Consider the following 16,623-nt stretch of genomic DNA (forward strand, 5'->3'; position numbering starts at 1 on the left):
TTTTGGTTGCCCGAATGCGTTTCGGGCCTCTCTATGGCCAATTCTCATGCACTCGTGATGAGTGATGACATTTAAACGGCTGGAACGAGCTAGCCGTCCTCTATATCCCAGGAGCCCTAGGTGCAAATCCTTGGTGACCTGGCTTCGTTGGGAGCGATTCCTGGAGTTGGATGGGTGCTGCGGTGCATTATCCGCGACATCCTTGACCACAAGCACAAGCGTGAAACGCTTGCGCTGAAGCGGCAACTACTCCAGCGAATCCCTGACGACCAGGTGGCTTCTGTCCTCTCTGAGCTTGGTGTCGAGCAACGCCAAGTAGCGGAATAAGCCGGACAGTTGCAAAACCGGTGATCACCTAGGGCGGTGCAGAGCACCCGGCGTCGCAGTCTTAAAACTGTATGATGGTGCGATGGTTGAAGCTGGTGGATCCCGCGTGACCTTGGCTGCACAGCACCAGGCGCTCCTTGAGGCCCTGGCCGGCTCTCTGCCTGTCCCGGCCGGCCGCCTGCTTGGGTTGCCGGAACTGGACGCCGATGATGTATGGGTAGACACCGCTGGTGCAGCGGCATTGGTGCGCGTCAATCCCAAGACCATTACTGGCTGGCTGGCGCGTGGAGGGCCGAAGAAGCGACCGTTCCCCTCACCGCATCGGCTGCTGTATCGCCTTTACTGGCAGAGAAGCGACATCGAGGAGTGGCTCCGCGGCGGCAGGTCCGAGCACCGTAGCTGACCGGGCGACCTAGTATGCGAGTGGAGTACAGCAAGAAACACCCCTGCCTGACCGCCATCCTCGGGGGAAACCCGTTAGATCCGGGGGCTGTGACCTGGGGTTTCCCGCTGATCGTCCTGGACTACCGGCACTGGTGGTGCCGCACGCCGAGCTGCACGTTTCCGGCTGATCCAGCGAATCAAGACAACGACGGCCTTCACCAGACCGACGATTATGGGTGCGGCCAAACCGGCCGCGATAGCTGCGGCACCGCTCACGATTATTGCGGGGATGAGCAGGAGGGTGATGAGGAAGAGCCTCCCGAGCAGGCTGTCGAAGTAGCCGTCGGTAGAGAACCAGAGCCATACCGAGGCGGACAGAATGCCAGCACCGAAAATTACGATCGCCGTGAGGAAGTACGACAGTTCAACCCACTCAGGAAGATCATCCGCTCGACGAGCGTTCGCTGGCAAGGGCGATGGCCTGTACGTAGCGGACCGCCGCCCCCCTCCTGAGAGACGCATCCTGTACCCGCTGTAAAGGCCTCTCCCGCTCGACCAGCCTGAATAGAACCCCATACCAGCCCCCTCCCGCTAAGCGGAGATGATTCTCCCACAGAGCGCCGTTGTGCGTCCGTCGTGGGTCCAGTGGGGTGTGGTCGGTGAGGGCCTGGACACCACATTGGGAGCGAGGTTGGGCGATCACGCGCGTGACCTGCGGATTCCGTACCGTGGGCAGAGTCCGGACGAACTCACCCCTGCGGACCCCGGTTCCCGTGAGTCCCCGCCCGTTCTGGCACGAGAGTGGCACGGCCACGGGACCGTGCCTTGGGCCCCTCGATGCGAACTATGGGCGGGCCGGTCGCTGAGGTCCATCTGCCCAGTTCATGGGGTGCGTTATCGACCTAGGACGGTCACACACGGCTGATGCAGTTGCTGTACTCCGCTGCTGTACCGCAGTCAGCTGAGAACAGTGCGATTAGGGCCGCCGCGTCAACATAGGCACCCACTGCGTGAGCGAATGGGGCCCACAGCATTAGTACGAGGATGACCACAACGACCCACGGCCGCTGAGGGTGGTTTGACAGATCCCTTGGAGACGGGGTCACACTCATCCTTGAACCTCCGGGTTCGTGGCCCATCACCCAGCCCTTGCTTCCAGGTCGGAGCTGGTGATGGGCCTTTTGATTGCTTCTGGGACATCGTGCACTGCGCGGGAACTCGGGAAGACAACGCAGGATGCCAATAGGCCACGGACCCCGGAGGCTCTCCAAAAGAGCTTTCTCATTGCGTACGCAATGAAATATCAGCCATGCAGATTCCCCCTGGTCAACGACCTCGAAGGGACGGGAAGCCGGTCAATCCCATCGGATCAGTGCAGGTCAAGGCAACTCTCTTAGTTAGCCTTAGTCAGCCTTAGTTAGCCTCGGCTAGTCGCACCCAATCGCACTTAGTAGCACATTGCGGACCCGAAAGATTGGCTGAAAAATACCTGCGCCTCATGCGATGCAAGGTCGGTGTAGCGACTTTGGCCGGGAGCTGCTTTGGCGCGAGTGATCATGGCCCCGTAAGCTTCCGGCGCGTCGGGCAGTCTGTGGACCTGCCCGGTAAAGCACGACGTTGGGGCCATGATCTGCGAGGCTCGCGCCAAAGTGGCTGGCTAAAGTCGCGGAGCCGACCGCCCCAGCCACAGAGGGTTTCTCCCCGTTGCAAGGCTGCGCCCGCCGTCCGGCCGGTTGTCCCGGCGTGGGATCAGCGGGCCGTATGAACGCCGGCGCATCGGCCAGCGTCGGCCCGCATGCCACCGCCACCACGATCCGGCCTCCTGCGGGTAGCACAAAGCGTCTTTGACCTGTGCTGTTGGGATCACCTTGCGCCCCGTGCCCGTGCTGTGTTTTGGCCGCTGCGTGTGGCGACGGGCGGACGGCGCGCCGCAGCCGGGGCGGAGACATGAGGCAGCGGGGCGGCGGCCGACCGGCGCCGCCGCGCTGTGCGCGGCCATCGATCCGTGATCGACCTGACCTGCCAGGCAGTCGGGTGGAAAGGGGTGCGGGTGGCCCGGGCCGGCGTTCGGTCGCCGGGCTGCTGTGGTGGTTTCCCTTCCGAGGCCGGATCGTGGTGGCGGTGGCATGCGGGCCGCAAGCGGCCGTTGATGCGCCTGGGCGGAGTCTGCGGTGGTCGGGTTGGCGATGGCCGAGGAGCGCCGTGGGCCGCCGGACCAGCGAGCGAAGCGAGCCTTGATGACGTAGGGAAATTCCCACCGCGCACTGATCGGTTGTGCGCATGATCGTCACGGGTCACCTAAACGACAGCGCTCCGCTCGGCCAAGTCGCGCAGTGGCTCAGGGATGCGGGTACCTGAGAGCTGGATCAGGTCGCGGATGACATCGCGCGCCAAGTGGTGGTCTTGGATCTGCTCGGGGGCCAAAGCCTCCGCTTCCAACAGCGCGGCTGTAGCCTCGCCGACGTGTCGCCGCTGCGCGTGCGCTCGCGCCACGTCAAGCAGGAAACGTGATTGCCGCTCGGGGGACAGCCCCGATGCGTCAACCCGCTGGGCCACTTCAAGGGCGAGTCCGGCATCGCCCAGCTCAACGGCCGTACTCACGGCGTGAATCTCGACGTTCGTCGGCCCGAACTCGGTGTCGAAGTCGTTGCGGTCCTCACCTAGTCGCGCTGCGATTCCTCGAGCCCTGTCGATGTGCTCGTGGGTCCGCCCTCGGTTGCCCTCCCTGGCGTTGATCACCGCAAGGACCAGGTTCATCGCACCCAACAGTGACAACTCTTCCGGTGGGCACGTTGGGGCCTCCGCCCTCGGTGCCATGACGGCCACGGCGGACTTCGCCGCCTGCTCGGCCTGCTCCATGTGCTGTTGCCGCATGAAGGCATGCGACATGCGGAACAGGCTTGCGATGACCTCCAAGGGCTGCCCGGCAAGCTCGGCCGCTTGCAGCGCTCGATCTGCCGCGACCCAAGCAGCATCCGCCTGGTCCTGCCGTGTAAAGCTGGCGGCGGCCACCTGGTACGCCTTGGCGCGTAGGGAGTGAAGCTCCGTGCGCTCGCCTGCGGGTGCCTGGCGTACCGCGGTCTCGATGCTGGGAAGCAGCTCCGCGAGGTGATCACTCAAGGCCGCGTAACTCGACGCGTGCACAAGGGTCCACGCCTCATCCACTCGCTGACGGAAGTCAGCAAGCGATGGGGTCGGTTCGGCCGGCGGTTGCTGAAAGAGGCTGCCCAGCGCTGGGTGACCTGTGAGGGCCACTCGTAGGCCGTCGAGATCGTTGCTCTTCGCCTGCGCCTCTGGCTCGGCTTCCTCAGCTGGGGGAGCATCCGGCCTCAGCTCGCGCACGGACACATTGAGCGCGTCGGCAAGGGCTTGCAGGACTGAGAGACGCTCGACAGGCTGCACCCCTCTCTCGACCTGCGACACCCAACTTTCTGAGCGCCCCATAGCGGCGGCAAGGTCGCTCTGCGACATGCCGGCGGCTCGGCGCAACTCCTTCACCCTCTGGCCGAGGGTCTTGGTGTCGGAAGTCGTCACTTCTCGGCTCCGGTGGGGTACTTGCCGACGTACGGCTGGAGGCGGTCGACCTCGGTCTTCTCGACGTACTTGGAGCGCTCGGCCAGGAAGTGACGCGTGTGCGGCTGACGCTCGTGCTCCTCAAACGCATCGTGATCGGCGTACAGCTCGAAGAAGACACGCTCGTTGGGAGCCCCCTCGACCTCATGGCACGCATAGACCAGCGTGCCGGGCTCGTGTGCCCGGATACCCGCCGTGGTCTCTTGAATCAGCGCGTCAAACGCTTCCCCTGCGCCTTCACGCAACGTGAAGCGAACAAAAAGCCCAAAGTTGCCCATTCCTGCCTCCTTGTGTCGCACTCAGTCTCGCAGACTCAGAGTTGAGCTACTAGTCGCAGTTTTTCTGTTGACTCGCAGTTTTCCTGCGAGTAGCTTCGGTGGTGTCGCAACAACAAGGCACCCCGGACCGCGTGCCATCCGCCAAGATCACAACGCAGTCCGGGGCTGATCCCAAAAGGGAGACTCCATCATGCGTCAGATCCCCGTCGAGACGAACGGCGCGACCCTGATGGTCGCTCAGCCCCCGCAGACGAAGATGAAGGACAAGCGCAACGGTGTGATCGCCACCGACCGGGACACCGGCAACACCCTCATGACCCTTGACGTGCTGTTCGTCATGAACGGCAACGCGGAGGTCATCACTGTGACCGTGGCCGAGCCGGACATCTCCGGGGAGCTGGCCATGGGCACCCCGCTCGCGCTGACCGGACTGGTCGCGGTGCCCTGGGAGAACGAGTTCAACGGCCAGAAGCGGCACGGCATCAGCTTCCGCGCGGTCGCCGCCACCTCGCTGGTGCAGGCGTCGGCGCAGCCTGAGGCGGCGTGAGTCATGGCGCGGTTAGTGATCGCGCTTGTGCTCGTGGTCGGTTTGGCGTTGCTGCTCAAGCGGTGCCGCCCGGTTTGGTACTGGGCCTGCTTCGGCGTGCTGCTCGCCACGGTGCGGGTGCGCTGGCGTTATGCGCAGGTGATGGATGCCTGTCACCTGACGGTGCCGGCCTCGCGTCTGCGGCTGGCGCTGGCGCGCTGGTTCAACAAGCCGGTGCCGCAGCAGCGGGTGCCGCGCCTGATGTGGGTGAAGCCGACCCGGACCGGTCTGCGGTTGCGGATCAGGATGCGGCCCGGTCAGGACGCGTTCGAGTTCTCCGCCGCCGCTGACCGGCTGCGTCACTCCTTCGGTGTCCATCAGGTCACTTCCCGCGAGATCAAGCCGGGCGTCGTCGAGGTCACGCTGACCGGCTATGACGTGCTCAAGCGGGTGCAGATGCCGGCCAGGACGGCACGGGACCTGTTGAAGATCCCGGTGGCGCTGGTGGAGGACGGATCGGTCCACTACCGCGACTACCGGGAGGTGCCGCACTCGATCACGGTCGGGGCCACGCAGTCCGGCAAGTCCGTCACCCAGCGCACCGTGATCAAAGAACTCGCCTCTCAGCCGGTGGCGTTGGTGGGGATCGACTGCAAGAAGGGCGTGGAACTGGGCCCGTTCGCCCGCCGCTTCTCCGCGATCGCCGACAACGCCGACGATGCCGCCGACCTCCTCGAAGCGCTGGTGGCGCGGATGGAGGGCATCTACGACGTGATCCGCCGTGAGCAGCGGATCAGCGCGGACACACCGGCCGCTGAGATCGCGGCCAACATCTGGGACCTGCCGGAGAAACTGCGGCCGGTGCCGGTGGTGGTCACGATCGACGAGATCGCCGAACTCACCCTGAGCACGAAGCGCAACGATCCCCGGCGCGACCGGATCGTCACCGCCCTGATCCGCCTGGCCCAGCTCGGCCGTGCGGCGGGGATGTTCCTGGACATCTACGGCCAGCGCTTCGGCTCCGAACTCGGCGACGGCATCACCATGCTGCGCGCGCAGCTCTCCGGCCGGATGGTCCACCGCGTCAACGACGAAGCCACCGCCAAGATGGCCTTCGGCGACATCTCCCCGCACGCGGTGTTCGCCGCCACGCAGATCCCGAACAACCGGCGCGGGATGGCGGTGGTCGGCTACTCCACCGGCGAGTGGGTCCGCATCCGCACCCCGCACACCTCGATGCGGCAGACGGTGGCCGCCTGCAACCGGCACGCCGGCCTGGTCCCGGACATCCCGGAGCTGGCCCGCTTCCGCCCGCTGGCCGACCTCGCCCCCGTCGAGTCGCCCGCGGTGGCCGAAGCCGCCTGACACCCCGCACTGCTTCACGGTCGGCGCGACCGCCTCGCGCCGGGTCCCTACCCCTGCCATGCCCGAAGACCAAGGAGGGCGCGCGTCATGTGCCCGCAGTACGAGGACTTCCACCGCACGATCCTGCTGCTCGGCGACCTCTCCCTGTACGCCGACCGGCCCGGCGCGGACCTGGACTTCGTCCACGCGATCAGCCCCTCGCTGGCCGCGTCGCTGCCCGAGCCGCCGCCGGGCATCTTCCCGCCCGGCTACGACCTCAACGACGGCCCCGACTACTCCGGTGAGGGGGCCTGACGATGGCCGCCGCGAAGAAGCCGGCCCCGCGCCGCAGGACGGCCAAGCCGCAACCGCGCCCGTGCCCGGACTGCCAGGGCAACGGTGAGATCACCGAAGCCGTCCGCGTCGGCACCCGCAAAGGCCGCACCACCGACGACCAGCAGGCCGGGCTCTGCCTGACCTGCTGGGGCACGGGCGAGGCCCCCGCCGCCTGACACCCCGCCAGGGGCGGAGCGCCGGACCCGCTCCCCGCTCCGCCCCGGCCCGACCCCCAGGAAGGAGGACCTGATGCGCTCCACCATCCGCCCGGACGCCGTACTCGTACAGGCCGTGATCGCCGGTGCGCTGTCCTTCGCCCACCTGCACGATTTGGCCTCGGCGGCCGGACAGTCCGGCTGGAAGGCATGGGCCTACCCCGTCTCGGTCGACCTGCTCCTGGTCGCCGCCTGGCGTCGCCTGCGCTCGGCCGGACCCTCACGGCTGGCCTGGTGCTGGTTCCTGATCGCCCTGGTCGCCTCCCTCGGCGCAAACGTCGCCACCGCCGGCTTCCTCGACCTGGCCCACCCCCCGGCCTGGCTCCGCTTCGGCATCGCCGGATGGCCCGCCCTGGCCTTCCTCGGCGGCACCCTCCTCGCCCACTCCGCGAGCACCCCGGCATCTGCCGCGCACCCGGCCAGCGCCCCGGCCCCCGTGCCGCAGGTCGAGCGCGAACCGGCCCCCGCTCCCACGGCCGCCCCGGAGCCTGCCCCGTCGTCCGCTGTCGACGACACCCCGGCCCTGCCCGCCCCCGCCCCGGCTCCTGCTCCTGCTGTGGCGGTGCCCGCGGCGCTGGTGGCGCACGCGCGGAAGGTCGCCGACGACCACCGCTCCCGCACCGGCTCCCCGATCGACACCGACACCCTGCGCGCCCGCCTCGGCGTCCCTGCGCCGATGGCCGACGCGATTGCCGCCCAACTCGCCTAACCCGCAAAGGAGATCAGCTCATGGGCATCTACCGGATCTGGCGCACGCTCCACCGCGTGGGCACCACCCAGGTCGGCACCGCGCACGGACGGCGCGGACAGGTCAAGTACGTCGCGGCCTGCACCACCCCCGACTGCGGGTGGTCGGCGGAGTACGACGACGTGTCCCCCGCCATGATCGCCGCGCAGGGCCACCGCTGCCCCGTCCGCTGAAAGGAGGGGGAGGGTCCGTGTCCGTGCCGCTGTGGTTCTTCATCGCCTGCCTCGGCCTGGTCGGCGTCAAGCTCGTCCGCCCGCCCTGGTGGCTCGTCCTGGTCCTGCTGCTCGGCGGCTACCTCCTCGCCGACAGCTTCCTCGCCCCCGCCATCAACACCGCAACCAAGTGACGTGAAGGGAGAAGATCCCGATGCTCCGCCCGAAGATCCCCACCAACCCGACCCCCACCGGCCTGGTCACCCCGCCGGCCGTCATCGAGCCGACCGCCATCATCCCCGCCACCCCGCCCCCCGCCCCGGCCCAGGTCGCCCCGGCGGCCCCGGTGGCGTCCCGGCCCACCATCCAGCTCACCCCCGGTACCGCGCTCGCCCTGGTCGGCGGCGGCACCGCCGTGGTCCTCGTCGTCGGTACGGTCCTGGTCTCGCTGCTGCTCGCGGTCGCCATCACCGGGGCCTCGCTGGCCGTGGTCGCGGTCGTCCTCCGCCTGCTCCTCGCCGACCTGCGCAAGGGACGGTGACCGGTGAACGCCCCTCTGATCGCCGCCGCGCTGCCGGTGCTGGGCTGGGCCGTCCACGGCGGCTACCTCGTCCGCCGACTGGCCTCCGCCCGCCGCGACCCGCTGACCGGTCTGCACACCCGCGCCGGTTGGACCACCCGCGCCGAACACCTCCTCAACCGGCATCCGTCCGCGCTCGTCGTCCTGGTCGACCTCGACGACTTCAAGGCCGTCAACGACACCCACGGCCACGCCGCCGGGGATGCCGTCCTGAGCGCCACGGCTCGTCGTCTCGCCGACTGGTGCGGAGACCACGGGATCGCCGCCCGTCTCGGCGGAGACGAATTCGTCGCCATCGTCACCGACCCCGCCCGCACCCTGGGCCCGGACGCCTTACGCACGGCTCTGGCCCGCCCTGTTCCGCACGCCGGCGCTCTGCTCGCCGTCTCGGCCTCGGTCGGCTGCTGCCACCGCGCCCACCTGCCCGTTGCCACCCTGACCGACGCCCTGTCCGCCGCAGACGCGGCGATGTACGCGGCCAAGGGACACGGCAGGCGCAACACCCACAACTGAACGGCCCCCGGAGCGGCCTCAACCGCCAAGTTTCCGCCGCTCCGGGCGCCTTCCCACCTTCCTGATCCAACGGACCCGAAAGGGAAGCCCCATCATGCCCCAGCACGACCCGGCCGCGCGCGTCTGCCGCGACTGCGACGGCTTCGCCTCCGTCGCCATCACCACCGGCACCCGGCACCGCGACGGCACCCGCGTCACCCTCCGGATCACCTGCCCGGCCTGCAAGGGCACCGGCATCGCCCCCACCGCCCGCCTCGTTCGGGTCGGGAGGTGAGCGGACCGTGCTGACCTACGTCGACTTCTTCGCCGGGGTGGGCGGCTCCTCCTGGGGGGCCTCCCTCGTGCCCGGTATCCGTCCCGTCCTGGCCGCCAACCACTGGCAGCGGGCGATCGAGTCGCACAGCGCGAACTTCCCCGACACCGACCACTTCCGCGGCGACCTGCACGACGTGGACGTCGCCGGCTTCCCGGCCGCCGATGTGTTCTGGGCCTCCCCGGAGTGCCCGCAGTGGTCGAACGCCCGCGGCCGCCGACGCGACTTCGACAAGCAACCCGACCTGTTCGGCGAGACCCTGCCCGACCCGGCCGCCGACCGCTCCCGCGCCCTGATGTGGGACGTCCCCCGCTACCTGGAAGCCTGCAAGGCCAAGGGCCGCCCCGTCCTGGCCGGCGTGGTGGAGAACGTCATCGACGTGCGCGCCTGGGACCTGTGGCACACCTGGCGCGGCACCATCCGCGAACTCGGCTACCACACGCGGCTGATCGCGCTGAACTCCATGCACGCCCGCCCGGTCCGCACCCCGTACGCGCCACAGTCCCGTGACCGCCTCTACCTGGCCTACTGGCACCGCTCACTGGGACGCACGCCGGACTGGGACAAATGGCTTCGCCCCACAGCGTGGTGCCCGGTGTGCGAGCAGCACGTCAGGGCGGTGCAGGTGTTCAAGAATCCCCGCAAGGACATGGGCCGCTACCGGCAGCAGTACGCCTACCGCTGCCCCCGGGCCACCTGCCGCAACACGGTGGTGGAACCCATGGTGCTGCCCGCGGCCGTCGCCATCGACTGGAACCGCCCCGGGACCAGGATCGGCGACCGGCCCGACGGGCTCTCGCCCAAGACACTGGCCCGCATCCGTGCCGGACTCGACCGCTACGCGCTCCCGGTGACCGTGCCCGCCGGCGGAACCTGGCGCACCGAACCCTCCCCCGTCACCGCGCCGCTGCCCACCCGGACCACGCGGGAGAACGACGCGCTCGCCGTCCCCCCGCTCCTGGTCCCGGTCGAGGGCCGCGACGGCAAACAGGCCGCACCCGCCGTGGAGCCGCTGCGCACCCAGACCGCGCGCAATGAGACGGGCCTGGCCTGGCTGCCGTTCATCGCCGAACTCCGCGGTGGCCACTCCGACGCCCGCCCCATCCTGCACGCCCTGGCCACCGTGACCGCCTCCGGGAACCACCATGGCCTGGTCACCCCGGCTCAGCCGGTGCGCTGGGACAGCCTCCTGGTGCCCTACTACGGCAACGGCACCGCCCGCCCGGTCACCGCCCCCCTCGGCACCCTGCCCACCCACGACCGCTACGGCCTGGCCACCGGCGAACACGTCGACCTGGACCAGGTGCTCTTCCGGATGCTCGAGCCCTACGAGATCGGCCGGGGCATGGCCTTCACCGACACCTACCGCGTACTCGGCACCAAACGCGAACGGGTCCGCCAGTACGGCAACGCCGTCACACCCCCCGTCGCCGAAATCCTCGTCTCCGCCCTGGTCGAAGCCATCACCGGCACCGACCTCGACCGGGAAACCGACACCCCCGCCCCCAAGGCGGTGATGACCGCGTGAGGACCCTCACCACCTCCGCCCACCTGGAAGCGGACACCACCACCCGCGTGCACCTGTTCGCCCCCACCCCGGACGGCGGCGCCTTCGTCAGCCTCCGCATCGGCGGCGAGCTCGTCGACATCGCCCTGATCGCCGAACCGAGCGCGGTCGACGCCCTGCGCGCCCTGGCCCGCGCCGCAGACGAAGCCGCCACAGCACTGGACCGGATCAGCCAGACCACTCCGGAGGGCGCCGTATGACCGACACCGCCACCCTGGCGGGCCTGGACCCGACCACCCTGAGGGACATCCTCCGGGTGGCCGGGGAACCGGGCTTCGACCGCTGGCAGGACCAGATCCGCCGCACCGGCGGCTGCGCCGACCCCATCCACCTGCGCGGCTGGGTCCTCCACAAGGACAAGACCACCGGCCAGACCCTCCACCACTACACCACCGAGGGCGAGCCCGGCGGCCGACTGCGCATCGCCTGCGGCAACCGCCGGGCCTCCCGCTGCCCCTCCTGCGCCTGGATGTACGCGGGCGACACCTACCGCCTCATGCGCGCCGGCCTCGCCGGGGACCCCGACAAGGACATTCCTGCCACTGTCCGGGATCACCCGCGGGTGTTCGCCACCTTCACCGCGCCCTCCTTCGGCCCGGTCCACAACCGGCCCGACCGGGGCGCTTGCCGCTGCGGCACCCGCCACACCCCCGATGACCCCGCCCTCGGCACCGCCCTCGACCCGTCCACCTACGACTACGCCGGGACGGTCCTGTTCAACAACCACGCGGGCGAGTTGTGGGTGCGCTTCGCCAACCGGCTCCGCCGCGAGATCGCCGCCCGCGCCGGGCTGTCCCAGCGGGAACTCGCCGACGCCTGCCGCCTCTCCTACGGCAAGGTCGCCGAGTTCCAAAAGCGCGGCGCGGTCCACTTCCACGCGGTGATCCGCCTCGACGGACCGGACGGCCCCGGCTCCCCGCCGCCCTCGTGGGCCAGTACCAACCTGCTGACCGAGGCCATCCACGCCGCCGCCCGCCACACCTACAGCACCATCACCGTGCCCGCCGCCGGGGACCAGCCCACCCGCACCTTCCAGTGGGGCCGACAGCTCGACGTGCGACCGGTCAAGGCCTTCGGTGACGGCTCCGACCTCACCGAGCAGGCAGTCGCCTCCTACGTCGCCAAATACGCCACCAAAGCCGCCGAGAACACCGGCACCCTCGACCGCCGCATCGGCGAACTCTCCGAACTCGACCGCCACGGCGTCCCCGACCACGCCCGCCGCCTCATCACCGCATGCCGCGACCTGGACGAGCTGTACCCGGAACGGCGCCTGTGGGCCTGGGCTCACATGCTCGGCTTCCGCGGCCACTTCTCCTCCAAGTCCCGCCGCTACTCCACCACCCTCGGCGCTCTGCGCCAGACCCGCGCCGACTACCGCGCCGCCCAAGAAGCATCCGCCCGCGGCCTGGACGACCGCGACCCGGACACCGTCCTCGTGCTCGCCGACTGGCAGTACGCCGGCCACGGCCACACCCCCGGCGAATCCGCCCTCGCCGCCACCATCGCCCGCGACCTCCAGATCAACCGCGAAACCGCCCGCGAAGCCCTGCTCAGCGAAGGGAGCACATCATGACCACCGCCACTGGAGCGCGCAGCATGCTCACCCTCGCCGAGGTGTGCGAAGAGCTGAGCATCTCGCGGTCGACCTTCTACGACTGGCGGGCCAAGCGTCGTGCGCCTCGCTGCATCAAGCTCCCGAACGGCGACCTCCGGATCCGGCGGAGCGACCTTGATCACTGGCTCGACGACTGCGAGGACGCCGCCTGATGGAGACGACGTACGACGTGAAGATCTACAAGATCCTCACCTACAAGGGCGCCCGGAAGACCACCTACACCGTGCGTTGGACGGTCGCGGACAAGCGCTGGCGCGAGCCCTTCAACACCGTCGCGCTCGCCGAGGGCTTCCGTTCCGAACTCATCCGGGCCACGGGCAAGGGCGAGGCCTTCGTCGTCGCCACGGGCCTCCCGGTGTCCCATCGCTCCAAGTCGGCTGCCATGAGCTGGTACAAGTTCGCCGTCGAGTACGTGGATGCGCGCTGGTCTCAACTCGGCGGCAACAGCCGCAAGAACATAGCCAAGACCATGACGGCGACCACCATCGCGCTGCTGCGGGCCAAGCCCACCCAGTTCGCACCCGCGGCTGTGCGGACGGCCCTTCGCGAATGGGCGTTCAACACCAATCGGCGCCCGGACGCTCCCCGAGACGTGGTGGCCATCCTCAAGTGGGTCGAGCGGAACTCCCTTCCCGTCTCAGCCTGGGAGGACCCCGAGAAGGTCGACCAGGTCCTGCAAACCATCGACACCCGCCTCGATGGCAAGCAGGCGGCGGCCTGGTCCCGGAAGCGCAACCGCCGGATCCTCAACGTCGCCATAAAGTACGCGATCCGGCGGCGCATCCTGCGGACCAACCCCCTGCCCAAGGGCAAGGATTCGACGGCGGCCACGAAGACCACGAACGCTGTGGACAAGCGGTCTTTGCTGAATCCCGAGCAGGCGGCGGCGATCCTCGATTGGATCCGGCGCCGGCCGCGCGGCGGTAAGCGGCTCCATGCCTTCTTCGCCACGCTCTACTACTGCGGCCCCCGGCCCGAGGAAGCCGTAGCCATGCGCGTGGAGGACGTCACCCTGCCGGAGCCCGACGCCGAAGACCAGTGGTGCGAGCTGCTGATCCACACAGCGACCCCGGAGGTAGGAAAGCAGTGGACCGACACGGGGAAGATTCACGAGCAACGCGACCTGAAAGGCCGTGCGGAGGGTGAAACACGCACCGTGCCGGGGCATCCGGCGCTGACGCGCATCCTGTGCCAACACATCGAGGACGAACAGCTCCAGCCGGGTGACCTCCTCTTCCAGGGGGAGACCGGTGGCATCCTCGCCGGCTCCGTCATCCGCCGGGCCTGGCGCAGCGCGCGCAAGGCCGTACTGCCTCCACACGTCTACGACTCGCCCACCGGGCGCCGCGTCTACGACAACCGGAACACGCGCCTGACGAAGTGGCTCAACGACGGCATCCCGCCCGCCCAGGTGGCCGAATGGGCCGGGAACAGCGTCGCCGTGCTCCTGGCGACCTACGCCCGGTGTGTCGACGGGCAGCTGCCGGATCTCAAAAGGCGGCTGGAAGCCGCGGGCGACCTCCCGGAGGCGGAGGCGCCGGGCGTTGGCTGATCTTCCCCCGGTCGAGAACTTCGACACGTATTCGACACGGCCACCCGCAGAAACCCGGTGACAGCCGGACAGCGCCGGACCCTCCCCACGATCTCCAGGGGAGGGTCCGGCGCACTTCTGCGTGCGGCTATACCCGCTCTGAGCAGCAAAAATGCCCTCCCGAAGGAGGGCGGAGACTGGGCGCCCCCGGCAGGACTCGAACCTGCGGCCAAGCGCTTAGAAGGCGCCTGCTCTATCCACTGAGCTACGGGGGCCTGGTGTGTGGCCTCTGTCGTGGTGCCCGGGGGTGGGCTGATCCATGACGTCGCCGGGGACAAGGATAGGGCTCCCGACTCCTGGTCCCTGTTGCTTCGCCTCCGTGGCTCGATGTGGAGGTTCGGTGAAGCGGTCCCGATAATCGCAGGCAGGTACGAATCGTGCACCGCTTTTGGCGTCTCGCGCACCGGGTGTTGTGCACTCGTTATGCCTGGACTGCGACCTCACCCCAGTCGTCCCTTCCGTCCGTTGTGTTCTGTCGGCGCGCAGACATGCTCATATGCTTCAGATATCCCCCAAAATTGGGCATTCTTCGCATGTGGTGACCTTGGACGTACGGCCTCAGCTGCTCGAAGCACTCTCCGCCCTGCGCGACCGCGTCGCCGCCGCACGCTTCCCACTGCCTCTCGACGGGGCACCACGCGCGCGTGCCAACCGCGACGAACTGCTCGCCCAGCTCGACGACTACCTCGTGCCCCGGTTGCGGGAGCCCGACGCGCCCCTGCTGGCCGTCGTGGGAGGTTCGACCGGCGCGGGGAAGTCCACTCTCGTCAACTCGCTGGTCGGGAGACGGGTCAGCGAGGCGGGCGTGCTGCGGCCGACGACCAGGACCCCCGTCCTGGTGTGCCACCCGGATGACCGTCACTGGTTCAGCGGCACGCGCATCCTGCCCGGCCTCTCGCGCGCGTGGGTGCCCCGCCAGGACCCCGCCGCCTCCGTGACCGGGGACGAACCGCTGACCCCCGAGGAGGATCCCTCGCGCGTACTGCGCGTCGAGACCGCCGAGACCGTACCGCCAGGCCTCGCCCTCCTCGACGCCCCCGACATCGATTCCCTGATCGCCGACAACCGGTCCCTGGCCGCCGAGCTGATCTGCGCTGCCGACATCTGGGTGATGGTCACCACGGCCGCCCGGTACGCCGACGCCGTTCCCTGGCACCTGCTGCGCACCGCCAAGGAGTACGACGCCACGCTCGTGACCGTCCTGGACCGGGTGCCGCACCAGGTCGTCTCCGAGGTCTCCCGGCAATACGGGGCGCTGCTCACCAAGGCAGGGCTCGGCGACGTACCGCGGTTCACCGTGCCGGAACTGCCCGAGTCGGCCTGGGGCGGTGGGCTGCTGCCCGCCACCGCCGTGGCGCCGCTGCGCACCTGGCTCGTCCATCACGCCGAGGACCCCGCGGCCCGGCAGCACGCGATGTCCCGCACCGCCCACGGCCTGCTGGACTCCCTCAAGGTCCGGATGCCCGAGCTGGCCGGCGCCGCCGCCGCGCAGTACGCCGCCGCCCTGCGGCTCACCGCTGCCGTCGACAGCGCCTACGACGGAGAGTACGCGCGTGTCCGGGGCCGGCTGCAGGCGGGAGCCGTGCTCGCCGGGGACGCCCTGAAACGGTGGCGCGCCTACCCATTGGACTGCGCCGCCGGCGAACTGCTCGACGCGCTCGTGGAGAGCTTGGCCGCCCTGCTGCTGTGCGCCGTCACCGCCGCCGACGAGCGCATCGACGACGCCTGGCGCCGTGAGCCGGCCGCGGGCACCCCGAGCCTGGCCGACCGCGACACCTCGGTCGAGAGCGCCGAGCACCGCATCGGGCTCGCCGTCCGGCGCTGGCGCCGAGAGCTCGAGGAGCACGCCGACGACGAGGTGCGCGCGCTGGACCGGAGCGTCGCGCCGGATCCCGAGGTCGTCGCCGCGCTGGCCGCCACCGGGCTGCTGGGGGGCCGCCGGGGTCGGTCCGCGGGCGAGGGACTCGCGGAGCGGATCGGCGCCCACGGCGCGCTGCGGCTGCGCGACCGCGCTGGGCGACTGCTCGCCGAGTACCTGGACCGGGTGATGCTCGCCGAGCGGGAGCGCCGGCTGGCCCCGCTCGACGCCCTCGAAGTACAGCCCGAGCCCCAGGCCGAACTCATTGCCGCGCTGTCCGTACTGCTGAAGGAGAGGTGACCGGTGACCGCCGTCACTGACCAGAACCAACGAGAACGCACCACTCATACGGAGGGCACGGTTCGAACGGAGGGTACGGCGGTCTCGGCGGACGGTGACAGGGCGAGAGCGAGAGCGATGGCGCGGGACGCCGTGGAAACTGCCGTGGAAACCGAGGAGACGCGTGAGGCTGGGGCCGCCCCGAGGATCGGGAGTGGTGTGGAGGCCGGGACCAGCCTCGAATACGGGACCGTCCTGGCCTCCGGGCTCAGTCCGGCGTCTCGCTCAGGGGTCGCTCCGGAGCCGCGGACCGTCCCTGAGCCCGAGAACACGCCACGTCCGGAGGGCGCCGGGAGGCATCGGGCGGCGGCGCAGCTCGAGGTGGCGCACGCGTTCGGTGTGGCCGGTGTGGCCGCGGGCC

At 69.4% G+C, this 16,623-nt stretch carries 19 protein-coding genes and 1 tRNA gene; 17 read left to right on the top strand and 3 right to left on the bottom strand.

Features of this window, described 5'->3' with window-relative positions; genetic code table 11:
* Positions 1 to 409: 409 nt before the first annotated feature.
* Positions 410 to 730, top strand: coding sequence for a hypothetical protein (locus tag R2S09_RS05280; protein WP_316739984.1), 321 nt, complete (start codon positions 410 to 412; stop codon positions 728 to 730).
* A gap of 2,279 nt (positions 731 to 3,009) precedes the next feature.
* Here R2S09_RS05280 and R2S09_RS05285 read toward each other — a convergent pair.
* Both R2S09_RS05285 and R2S09_RS05290 read right to left on the bottom strand, forming a co-directional pair.
* Positions 3,010 to 4,245: a helix-turn-helix transcriptional regulator gene (locus R2S09_RS05285; RefSeq protein ID WP_316739985.1), complete on the bottom strand. Its 1,236-nt coding sequence runs from the start codon at positions 4,243 to 4,245 to the stop codon at positions 3,010 to 3,012.
* Positions 4,242 to 4,562 (bottom strand): antibiotic biosynthesis monooxygenase, encoded by a 321-nt coding sequence (locus R2S09_RS05290; RefSeq protein ID WP_316739986.1) that lies wholly within the window; start codon positions 4,560 to 4,562, stop codon positions 4,242 to 4,244. The genes R2S09_RS05285 and R2S09_RS05290 overlap by 4 nt, the downstream gene beginning before the upstream one ends.
* A 190-nt stretch (positions 4,563 to 4,752) precedes the next feature.
* Here R2S09_RS05290 and R2S09_RS05295 point away from each other — a divergent pair, with 190 nt between their 5' ends.
* The 15 genes from R2S09_RS05295 to R2S09_RS05365 all read left to right on the top strand — a co-directional run bounded on the left by R2S09_RS05295 (position 4,753) and on the right by R2S09_RS05365 (position 14,026).
* Positions 4,753 to 5,109 carry a hypothetical protein gene (locus R2S09_RS05295; RefSeq protein WP_316739987.1) on the top strand — a complete coding sequence of 119 codons (357 nt, stop codon included), beginning with the start codon at positions 4,753 to 4,755 and terminating at the stop codon, positions 5,107 to 5,109.
* Between the two features lie 3 nt (positions 5,110 to 5,112).
* Positions 5,113 to 6,453 carry an FtsK/SpoIIIE domain-containing protein gene (locus tag R2S09_RS05300; protein ID WP_316739988.1) on the top strand — a complete coding sequence of 447 codons (1,341 nt, stop codon included), beginning with the start codon at positions 5,113 to 5,115 and terminating at the stop codon, positions 6,451 to 6,453.
* Between the two features lie 87 nt (positions 6,454 to 6,540).
* Positions 6,541 to 6,747 (top strand): hypothetical protein, encoded by a 207-nt coding sequence (locus R2S09_RS05305; RefSeq protein WP_316739989.1) that lies wholly within the window; start codon positions 6,541 to 6,543, stop codon positions 6,745 to 6,747.
* Positions 6,748 to 6,749: 2 nt separating this feature from the next.
* The gene (locus tag R2S09_RS05310; RefSeq protein ID WP_316739990.1) at positions 6,750 to 6,944 is read left to right on the top strand and encodes a hypothetical protein; all 195 of its coding nucleotides are present in this window, start codon (positions 6,750 to 6,752) and stop codon (positions 6,942 to 6,944) included.
* Positions 6,945 to 7,017: 73 nt separating this feature from the next.
* Positions 7,018 to 7,692, top strand: coding sequence for a DUF2637 domain-containing protein (locus R2S09_RS05315; RefSeq protein ID WP_316739991.1), 675 nt, complete (start codon positions 7,018 to 7,020; stop codon positions 7,690 to 7,692).
* Between the two features lie 20 nt (positions 7,693 to 7,712).
* Positions 7,713 to 7,904 carry a mobile element transfer protein gene (locus R2S09_RS05320; RefSeq protein ID WP_316739992.1) on the top strand — a complete coding sequence of 64 codons (192 nt, stop codon included), beginning with the start codon at positions 7,713 to 7,715 and terminating at the stop codon, positions 7,902 to 7,904.
* Positions 7,905 to 7,921: 17 nt separating this feature from the next.
* Positions 7,922 to 8,077 carry a hypothetical protein gene (locus R2S09_RS05325; RefSeq protein ID WP_316739993.1) on the top strand — a complete coding sequence of 52 codons (156 nt, stop codon included), beginning with the start codon at positions 7,922 to 7,924 and terminating at the stop codon, positions 8,075 to 8,077.
* A gap of 20 nt (positions 8,078 to 8,097) precedes the next feature.
* Complete coding sequence (locus R2S09_RS05330) at positions 8,098 to 8,424, top strand: SpdD-like protein (protein ID WP_316739994.1); 327 nt, start codon at positions 8,098 to 8,100, stop codon at positions 8,422 to 8,424.
* A 3-nt stretch (positions 8,425 to 8,427) separates the two neighbouring features.
* The gene (locus R2S09_RS05335) at positions 8,428 to 8,976 is read left to right on the top strand and encodes a GGDEF domain-containing protein (protein WP_316739995.1); all 549 of its coding nucleotides are present in this window, start codon (positions 8,428 to 8,430) and stop codon (positions 8,974 to 8,976) included.
* A 94-nt stretch (positions 8,977 to 9,070) separates the two neighbouring features.
* Positions 9,071 to 9,250 (top strand): hypothetical protein, encoded by a 180-nt coding sequence (locus tag R2S09_RS05340; protein ID WP_316739996.1) that lies wholly within the window; start codon positions 9,071 to 9,073, stop codon positions 9,248 to 9,250.
* Between the two features lie 7 nt (positions 9,251 to 9,257).
* Positions 9,258 to 10,817, top strand: a complete 1,560-nt coding sequence (locus R2S09_RS05345; RefSeq protein WP_316739997.1) for a DNA cytosine methyltransferase — start codon at positions 9,258 to 9,260, stop codon at positions 10,815 to 10,817.
* Complete coding sequence (locus R2S09_RS05350) at positions 10,814 to 11,056, top strand: hypothetical protein (protein ID WP_316739998.1); 243 nt, start codon at positions 10,814 to 10,816, stop codon at positions 11,054 to 11,056. Before R2S09_RS05345 ends, R2S09_RS05350 begins: the two co-directional genes overlap by 4 nt.
* Entirely contained in the window at positions 11,053 to 12,432 is a 1,380-nt protein-coding gene (gene repSA / locus R2S09_RS05355) for a replication initiator protein RepSA (RefSeq protein WP_316739999.1), read from the top strand. The genes R2S09_RS05350 and repSA overlap by 4 nt, the downstream gene beginning before the upstream one ends.
* Positions 12,429 to 12,626 (top strand): helix-turn-helix domain-containing protein, encoded by a 198-nt coding sequence (locus R2S09_RS05360; RefSeq protein ID WP_316740000.1) that lies wholly within the window; start codon positions 12,429 to 12,431, stop codon positions 12,624 to 12,626. The genes repSA and R2S09_RS05360 overlap by 4 nt, the downstream gene beginning before the upstream one ends.
* Positions 12,626 to 14,026 (top strand): site-specific integrase, encoded by a 1,401-nt coding sequence (locus tag R2S09_RS05365; RefSeq protein WP_316740001.1) that lies wholly within the window; start codon positions 12,626 to 12,628, stop codon positions 14,024 to 14,026. The genes R2S09_RS05360 and R2S09_RS05365 overlap by 1 nt, the downstream gene beginning before the upstream one ends.
* 181 nt (positions 14,027 to 14,207) lie before the next feature.
* Here the strand turns inward: R2S09_RS05365 and R2S09_RS05370 are convergent.
* Positions 14,208 to 14,280 (bottom strand) — tRNA-Arg (locus R2S09_RS05370).
* Positions 14,281 to 14,600: 320 nt separating this feature from the next.
* On the opposite strand from R2S09_RS05370, the gene R2S09_RS05375 reads away from it, so the two are divergent.
* Entirely contained in the window at positions 14,601 to 16,223 is a 1,623-nt protein-coding gene (locus R2S09_RS05375; RefSeq protein ID WP_316740002.1) for a dynamin family protein, read from the top strand.
* The last annotated feature ends 400 nt before the right edge of the window (positions 16,224 to 16,623 follow it).

Origin of the sequence: Streptomyces sp. MK7, assembly GCF_032658145.1 — a bacterium.
Lineage (GTDB): Bacteria > Actinomycetota > Actinomycetes > Streptomycetales > Streptomycetaceae > Streptomyces > Streptomyces spiralis.